Annotated in this window: 9 protein-coding genes and 1 pseudogene; 6 read left to right on the top strand and 4 right to left on the bottom strand. The window is 64.8% G+C overall.

The features are described from left to right. Positions 1 to 337 (top strand): IS5 family transposase (locus BM353_RS02935; protein WP_143104088.1); only part of this gene is annotated, 337 nt, incomplete at its 5' end. A gap of 107 nt (positions 338 to 444) precedes the next feature. Here BM353_RS02935 and BM353_RS17215 read toward each other — a convergent pair. Further along, positions 445 to 540 (bottom strand): VPLPA-CTERM sorting domain-containing protein, encoded by a 96-nt coding sequence (locus BM353_RS17215; RefSeq protein WP_425439383.1) that lies wholly within the window; start codon positions 538 to 540, stop codon positions 445 to 447. 343 nt (positions 541 to 883) lie between these two features. On the opposite strand from BM353_RS17215, the pseudogene BM353_RS02925 reads away from it, so the two are divergent. Further along, positions 884 to 1,632: pseudogene (locus BM353_RS02925) on the top strand (IS5 family transposase). Here BM353_RS02925 and BM353_RS02920 read toward each other — a convergent pair. The 3 genes from BM353_RS02920 to BM353_RS02910 form a co-directional block, all read right to left on the bottom strand. Then, on the bottom strand, positions 1,590 to 2,069 hold the full coding sequence (locus BM353_RS02920) for a DUF4345 domain-containing protein (protein WP_092076404.1): 480 nt from the start codon (positions 2,067 to 2,069) through the stop codon (positions 1,590 to 1,592). The pseudogene BM353_RS02925 and the gene BM353_RS02920 overlap by 43 nt on opposite strands. Before the next feature lie 32 nt (positions 2,070 to 2,101). Next, complete coding sequence (locus BM353_RS02915; protein ID WP_092076402.1) at positions 2,102 to 2,929, bottom strand: NAD(P)H-binding protein; 828 nt, start codon at positions 2,927 to 2,929, stop codon at positions 2,102 to 2,104. A gap of 106 nt (positions 2,930 to 3,035) precedes the next feature. Then, positions 3,036 to 4,040, bottom strand: a complete 1,005-nt coding sequence (locus BM353_RS02910; protein ID WP_092076400.1) for an AraC family transcriptional regulator — start codon at positions 4,038 to 4,040, stop codon at positions 3,036 to 3,038. 195 nt (positions 4,041 to 4,235) lie between these two features. Here BM353_RS02910 and BM353_RS02905 point away from each other — a divergent pair, with 195 nt between their 5' ends. The 4 genes from BM353_RS02905 (at position 4,236) to BM353_RS16845 (ending at position 6,653) form a co-directional block, all read left to right on the top strand. Beyond that, complete coding sequence (locus BM353_RS02905; RefSeq protein WP_092076398.1) at positions 4,236 to 5,123, top strand: LysR family transcriptional regulator; 888 nt, start codon at positions 4,236 to 4,238, stop codon at positions 5,121 to 5,123. A gap of 107 nt (positions 5,124 to 5,230) precedes the next feature. Beyond that, on the top strand, positions 5,231 to 5,854 hold the full coding sequence (gene wrbA / locus BM353_RS02900; protein WP_092076396.1) for an NAD(P)H:quinone oxidoreductase: 624 nt from the start codon (positions 5,231 to 5,233) through the stop codon (positions 5,852 to 5,854). Next, positions 5,854 to 6,492, top strand: coding sequence for a DsbA family oxidoreductase (locus BM353_RS02895; protein ID WP_092076394.1), 639 nt, complete (start codon positions 5,854 to 5,856; stop codon positions 6,490 to 6,492). The genes wrbA and BM353_RS02895 overlap by 1 nt, the downstream gene beginning before the upstream one ends. Positions 6,493 to 6,503: 11 nt before the next feature. Continuing rightward, positions 6,504 to 6,653: a hypothetical protein gene (locus BM353_RS16845; RefSeq protein ID WP_177220438.1), complete on the top strand. Its 150-nt coding sequence runs from the start codon at positions 6,504 to 6,506 to the stop codon at positions 6,651 to 6,653. The last annotated feature ends 15 nt before the right edge of the window (positions 6,654 to 6,668 follow it).

Genomic DNA, 6,668 nt, shown 5'->3' with positions numbered 1-6,668 from the left:
TTTCGTGACCGCTGGTCAGGTCAGCGACTACATCGGCGCGCGGGCACTGCTGAGCAGCCTGCCGAATGTAGACTGGCTGCTCGGAGACCGTGGCTATGACGCCGACTGGTTCAGAGACGCTTTGAAAGACAAAGGGATAAGGCCCTGCATCCCGGGTCGAAAGCAACGCAAGACGCCCGTGAAATACGATCAGCGTCGATACAAGCGACGCAACAGGATTGAGATCATGTTCGGCAGGCTCAAGGATTGGCGGCGCGTCGCAACCCGGTATGATCGCTGCCCCAAGGTCTTCCTCTCGGCCATCGCTCTCGCAGCAATCGTCATTTATTGGCTATGAGTCCTGACCCTAGGTCAGTTATATAGGAATCCGTTTTGGTTTGTCAAATATACAATCGCCATAAAAAACGCCCTAAAAGGGCGTTTTTTGATTCATTTTAAAAAATATTAGCCGTGGTTAAAGCAGCGACGAACTACACCTAAGGCAGCCACGCCACCGATCAACAATGCCCCCGCTGCGGGAAGGGGAACCTCGGAAGTCATAGGCACATTCACCAAATCAAAATTTGCAACACCTGTGCTACATTCAGCAAAATCAGAGTTTTCATCTCTATTTCTCCTACACGCTAACAAGCTTGTATTATTGCCTGTTGTTAAGAGATTCATGCACACTTTCTTCACAGTAAAGCGGCGCTTCGTGTCCCCTGCCCTGCCCCGTTGGGACAGAGATCCGGTGTTGAGAGAGTGTCTGATCCTTCGGAGTGGCTTTGTTGCACAAATTACGCCGGGGATTCACTGCATGAATCCAGCATGATAGCTGGGTGGCATGAGCAGTTGGGCCCTTACGAAGTACAAGACCAGGAACTAGCCTTCGTACAACACAGCACTGAAGCAACGCGGATCGCTTTCGATCTGGTTTGATCCGGAGAGGGACTGGACGCCACCGCCAACGGGAAAACGTGGGCGGCAGCAACAATTCAGCGATGCCGCGATCCAGACTTGCCTGACTCTGAAGGTGCTTTTCGGCATGCCGCTCCGGCAGACCACGGGTTTCGTCGAGAGCTTGCTGCGGTTGGTCGGGTTGAACTGGGCGGTGCCGGATTTCAGCACCTTGTGCCGCCGCCAGAAGACACTGAACGTGAGCCTGCCCTTTCGTGGAGGCACCGGCCCGCTGAGCCTGCTCATCGACAGTACCGGCATCAAGTCGGAAGGCGAAGGGGAATGGAACGCTCGCAAACACGGCGGCCCGAAACGCCGGACCGCCAGACCAAGCCATCGACGGCTGACGGGGCCTACGACACTCGAAAATGCCACGACGCGATTGCAGCCCGTCGCGCGCATGCAGTCATCCCGCCGCGCAAGAACGCGAAGCCGTGGAAACCCTCCAGCGCTGGAGCTGTCGCCCGCAACGAGGCAGTCAATGCATCGCGATACCTCGGCCGCGCCATCTGGCGAAAATGGAGCGGATACCACCGCCGAAGCCGCGTCGAGAGCAAAATGAACTGCATCAAGCTTCTCGGCCAATCCCTGATGTCGAGAGACTTCGACCGGCAGGTCGCCGAAATCCAGACCCGCGTCGCGGTGCTCAACCGCTACACCTCTCTCGGCATACCCGTCACGGTGCCCGTAGGATAGGTCTGTCCGGGGAAAGGGGAAGTCCGGTCACAATCCGATTTCTGCAACAAAGCCCTCCCGGGCCGAAAGGCGAAGAGGCACAGCGCGGCAACCGCCACCTCAAAGACAAGCGCTGCGATGATCCCGGCCGAGGGAATGCCGTCGAAGACGAGGCCAACGATGCGTCCCGCAGGAAAGCCAAGGAACACGACGAGCGCCGCGACGACAGCCACCTCGCTCAGGGACTGCCGGACCAGTCCCGCCAGCATGATGGCACCGAGGGCGGTGAGGCCGGCGCCGGGCGCGCGCAACTCGCTCAACAGGCTCGGGTCGGAGCCGAGAGCGATGCCATAGCTCGCGTAGAACGTTTGCGGGGTGAAGGTTATTGCCATCCCGATGCCAAGGGCCGAGAGCCCGGCAATGCCGAGCGCGATCTTCTGGAGGTGAGCGAGGGTCATGGACTGTCCTTTCAGTGTGAGTGGGTTACGCGTCAGGCGGCATTGGACCAGGTGCCCGCCCGGGCCGCACCTCTGGCAAACTCGGCGAACGCGCGCGGCGGCCGGCCGAGGGCGCGCATCACGCCGTCGGCCGTGTGCGCATTGCGCCCGTCGAGTGTCTCGCGCGCGATGGCCGTGAAGACGTCGGCCACGAATTCTCCGCCCGATTGGGCAATGTTGGCGTGGAAATCCTCGAAGCTGATGGGGATGTGCCGGATCGGCCGCCCGGTCGCCTCTGACATCTCACGCGCCATGTCGGCAAAGGTCATCAGGCGTGGCCCCGTCACCTCGTAGAGCTCGCCCTTGTGGCCCTCTTCGGTCAGCGCCGCGACCGCGACATCCGCAATGTCGTCGATGTCGATGATCGGCTCGGCGATATCGCCGCCGGGCATCGGCAGCACGCCGGCAAGGATCGGGTCACGCAGGTAGCCTTCGGAGAAGTTCTGCGCGAACCAGGCGGCTCGCACGATGGTGAAATCCACGCCTGAATCGCGCACGACCTGCTCACCGAGACGGGCGTGATGCTCGCCCCTGCCCGACAGCAGGACGAGGTGCTCGACGCCGACGTCTTTCGCCGTCTCGACGAGGGACTCGAGCGTCTCGACCGCGCCGGGGAATGCGAGATCGGGGAAGTAGGTGACATAGGCCGCGCGGGCACCGCGCAGGGCCGGAGCCCAGGTGTCTGGCGCCTCCCAATCGAAAGGCGTGGCGGATTTGCGTGCGCCGCGGCGCACATCGTGCCCCTTGGCTTCGAGGCGGGTGGCGACGCGGGCCCCGGTCTTGCCGGTGGCGCCGATGACGAGGACAGGTTTCGTTGGCATGGGTCTTGCTCCTTGACTTCAGGCAATGGCCAAGGGGTAGCAGCGGGGGCGCCGCGCGGTATTGACCGGGCTGGCCACCGTTTTGACCGCCGTCGCCAAAGCGGCGTCAACGGCTCGATCGTTCCTTGCGATAACTCGCTGGCGTCGTGCCGACCCAGCGTTTGAAAGCCCGGGTGAATGAGCTCTGTTCGGAGAACCCCGTCAGGAACGCGATCTCGGACAGGGAATAGCTTTCGTCGCGCAACAGCCCCTCGGCAAGGTCGCGGCGGGTGTCCTCGGCCAGGGTCTGGAAGCTCATCCCGTGTTCCGACAGACGCCGATGAAAGGAGCGCGCGCTCAGGCCAAGGCCGCGCGCGATATCCGCCATCCTGGGCGCACCCTCGCTGAGCGTCTGTGCGATGGCGTCCTTCGCGCGGGCGACCAGCGGGGCCTCCTCGGCAATTTCGGACAACTCGGCATCCAGATGCGAGATCAGGTACCGCGAAATTCCCTCGTCTCCGAGAATGTTGGGCTGCGCCAGCGTCTTCCGCGAGAACAGGATCGCATCCAATTGCGCGCCAAACCGGATGGGACAGCCGAAATAGCCGGCATGGGAGGCCGTGGACTTCGGGGCCGGATGCCGGACCAGCAGTTCCAGCGGCGTGACGGGCACCGGGCTGACCTGCCTCGCGATCGAAACGGCGCTCGCCAGCGTCGCCTCGTTCGACAGCCGAAGGCCCAGCCGCCGTTCGCCGGACCTGTGCAGGATGAAGAGCGTGCCGCGCGGATCGGGGCGCAGCTCATACTCCACCACGCTGGTCCAGAGCCGGCCATACCGCTCGACCCGCGCATAGGAGCTGCCGAGAGTCGTCGCCGCCTTGAACGCCAACCCCAGTGCGCCGTACTCGTCGAGCCGCATGGACGCACCAACGCGCACCGGCAGATCGGTCACATCCGTCTGCGCGGCGATGCGCTCCAGCATATCGTAATAACTATCCGCGGGCAGCATCGCCTTCGGATCCCAAGGCCCTTCCGCATCGAGACCGACCGAGGCAAGCACAGCGGCGGCATCGACGTCGGCGCCCGCCGCGGCGACCATCTTTCGCGCGAATAATGAGGTAACGTAGCCCATGATTGAAATATTGCGCAGAATGCGCCCGAGCTCCAGATCGGCGCCTGCCTGACGCCGTGGCGACGACCCGGATCAATCAGGCGGGACGATACGGGCTCTCGGCCAGGTATTTCGCGCATATTCTGGTCTGTGCTATTCGGGGGCGGTAGCGTTCCAGCTCGGAACGCCAAGCAATTCGATAGAGTGCCGACCGAGATGGACAAACTTTCCGTCATGCACGCCTTCCGCCGCATCGTCGAACGCGGCAGCTTCGCGCGTGCGGCGGAGGATCTTGGCGTCTCGCCCGCGCTTCTGAGCCGGGAGATCAAGCTGCTCGAAGAGAGCTTGGGGACCACCCTGCTCACCCGCACGACCCGCGCCATGTCGCTCACCGATGCCGGGCGGCTCTACTACGACGAGGCGACAGGCATTCTGGACGCCGTTGCCGGGGTCGAGACGCGCATCCGGGATGGCGCCGGGGCCGTGCGCGGCCACCTGAAGGTCAACGCCTCCAGCTCGTTCGGGCAGACGGTGATCGCGCCGATCCTGCCGGCGTTTCTTGACGCCTACCCCGATGTGCGGCTGACGCTGTCCATGGACGACCGCGTTGTCGACATGGTCGAGGGCGGGTTCGATGTCTCGATCCGCATTCGGCCTGCCATGCCGGACTCGGCGCTGGTGGCGCGAAAGGTCGGGACAATGCGGCAACGGATCTTCGCGGCACCCGCCTATCTGGAACGGGCGGGCATGCCGGTTGTCCCGCAGGACATCGCCCGGCACCGGGTGATCGGCTTCCTGCTTGCGGACCACCTGACGTCATGGGCGCTGACCGGCCCGTCCGGCACGGTCACGATGGGCCTCGATCCGCCGGTTCGGGTCGGCAACAGCCTCGTCCTGCGCGACCTCCTGATCGCGGGTCAGGGCATCGGCACCCTGCCGGACTTCGTCTCGAACGAGGCCGAGGCGCGGGGCGCGCTGGTGCGGGTTCTGCCCGACTGGGAGCTTCCCGCGCCGGAGATCTTCGCCGTGTCGGCCTCGCGGCTGGGGATGGACGCGAAGGTCACGGCGTTTCTCGACCACCTGCGCGCGGCGCTCCGGTCCTGACATTCTTCAACCTGCGTAAAGAATGAAGTGACGCGGCGCGGGTTATTCCGGCGCGGCTGATCCCCGATCCTCTCAGGCATCGAAACCCCATGCCCCGAGAGGATCCCATGACCCGTGTTCTCGTTCTCTACTATTCCAGCTATGGCCATGTCCGCGCCCTTGCGCAGGCCGAAGCCGAAGGCGCGCGCAGCGTGCCCGGCACCCATGTCGACCTGCGCCGCGTGCCTGAAACTGTTCCCGAGGAAATCCGGCAGAAGGCTGGCTTCGTGGCGGATGACACGCCCGTTGCCGCACCGGGCGATCTCGAAGCCTACGACGCCATCATCTTCGGCACGCCGACCCTCTTCGGCATGATGGCCGGGCAGATGAAATCCTTCCTCGATCAGGCCGGCGGCCTCTGGGCGCGGAATGCGCTTGTCGGCAAGGTCGCCGCCGTCTTCGCCTCCACCGGCTCGCAGCATGGCGGGCACGAGGCGACGCTGCTCTCTACACAGATCCCGCTCCAGCACTTCGGGATGCTGATCGCGGGCATGCCCTACAGCTTTGCCGGCCAGACGACGGCCGAGGGCATCATCGGCGGCGCGCCCTATGGCGCGGGCACCATCGCGGGCGCGGACGGCGCGCGCGCCCCCACCGAGACCGACCTCGCCGGCGCGCGCTTTCAGGGCGCGCATGTCGCCGGAATCGCCGCGCGGCTTGCCGGGGGCACCCAGTCACGGGAGGCCGCGTGATGGCGTCCCTCACCGTCGACTTCTTCCACGATGTGGTCTGCTGCTGGTGCTTCAACATCTCGTCGCGGATGCGGGCGCTTGACGCCGAGTTCGACCTCGACATCCAGCATCGCACCTTCGTGCTGCAAGCCAGCCGCGCCGAGATGGCCACCCGCTGGGGCGCGCCGGAAGACGCCCGCGCGACCATCCTCGGGCACTGGGCGGCCTGCCGCGAGGTCAGCGACCGGCCTGAGCGTGTCGATATCGACGCGATGCGCGCGGCGCCGTTCGAGTATCCCCATGGGCTGACCGCAGCGCTCGGGTGCAAGGCGGCGGAGCGGCTTGGCGGACAGGCCGCCCACTGGGACATGGCTGACCGCCTGCAGCGCGCGCATCTGACCGAAGCGCGAAACGTCGCCGATCCGGCAACGGTGCTGCACGCCGCCCGGGATCTCGGTTTCGAGAGCGCTGCCTTCGCCGATGTTTTCGAAGACCCGGCCACCCGTCGTGCCGTCGAGGCCGACCGGCAATACGCCCGCGCCCTTCAGGTCCGGTCCATTCCAACCCTCATCGTCCGCGAGACCGGCTCCCGCCTCGTCAACGGACCGCGAGAGGATCTGGCCGCTCAGCTGCGCGCCGCCCTCCGCCTCGCCGCCTGAAAGGAAATGCAATGACCCACACGTCCCTCCGCAATGAAGCCCGGCGCCGCCACCGCATCCCGCGCGGGGTTCCGCGCGAACTGCCGCCGCATCTGATGCGCGACATCGGCCTCGATCCCTGGCCGGACCGCCCGCGCTTTCCCTTCCATCCGCTCCGGTGAGACCCCATCAGGAGA

This window comes from Poseidonocella sedimentorum, from assembly GCF_900116005.1.
GTDB classification, from domain to species: domain Bacteria; phylum Pseudomonadota; class Alphaproteobacteria; order Rhodobacterales; family Rhodobacteraceae; genus Poseidonocella; species Poseidonocella sedimentorum.
The sequence above is the reverse complement of the archived record's forward strand: the minus strand, read 5'-3'. Positions and strand labels throughout refer to the sequence as shown.

What these genes read in the sequence shown, in the direction of transcription:
- BM353_RS17215 (WP_425439383.1), bottom strand. Translation starts at nt 540, where the DNA reads ATGACTTCCGAGGTTCCCCTTCCCGCAGCGGGGGCATTGTTGATCGGT.
- BM353_RS02920 (WP_092076404.1), bottom strand. Translation starts at nt 2,069, where the DNA reads ATGACCCTCGCTCACCTCCAGAAGATCGCGCTCGGCATTGCCGGGCTC.
- BM353_RS02915 (WP_092076402.1), bottom strand. Translation starts at nt 2,929, where the DNA reads ATGCCAACGAAACCTGTCCTCGTCATCGGCGCCACCGGCAAGACCGGG.
- BM353_RS02910 (WP_092076400.1), bottom strand. Translation starts at nt 4,040, where the DNA reads ATGGGCTACGTTACCTCATTATTCGCGCGAAAGATGGTCGCCGCGGCG.
- BM353_RS02905 (WP_092076398.1), top strand. Translation starts at nt 4,236, where the DNA reads ATGGACAAACTTTCCGTCATGCACGCCTTCCGCCGCATCGTCGAACGC.
- wrbA (WP_092076396.1), top strand. Translation starts at nt 5,231, where the DNA reads ATGACCCGTGTTCTCGTTCTCTACTATTCCAGCTATGGCCATGTCCGC.
- BM353_RS02895 (WP_092076394.1), top strand. Translation starts at nt 5,854, where the DNA reads ATGGCGTCCCTCACCGTCGACTTCTTCCACGATGTGGTCTGCTGCTGG.
- BM353_RS16845 (WP_177220438.1), top strand. Translation starts at nt 6,504, where the DNA reads ATGACCCACACGTCCCTCCGCAATGAAGCCCGGCGCCGCCACCGCATC.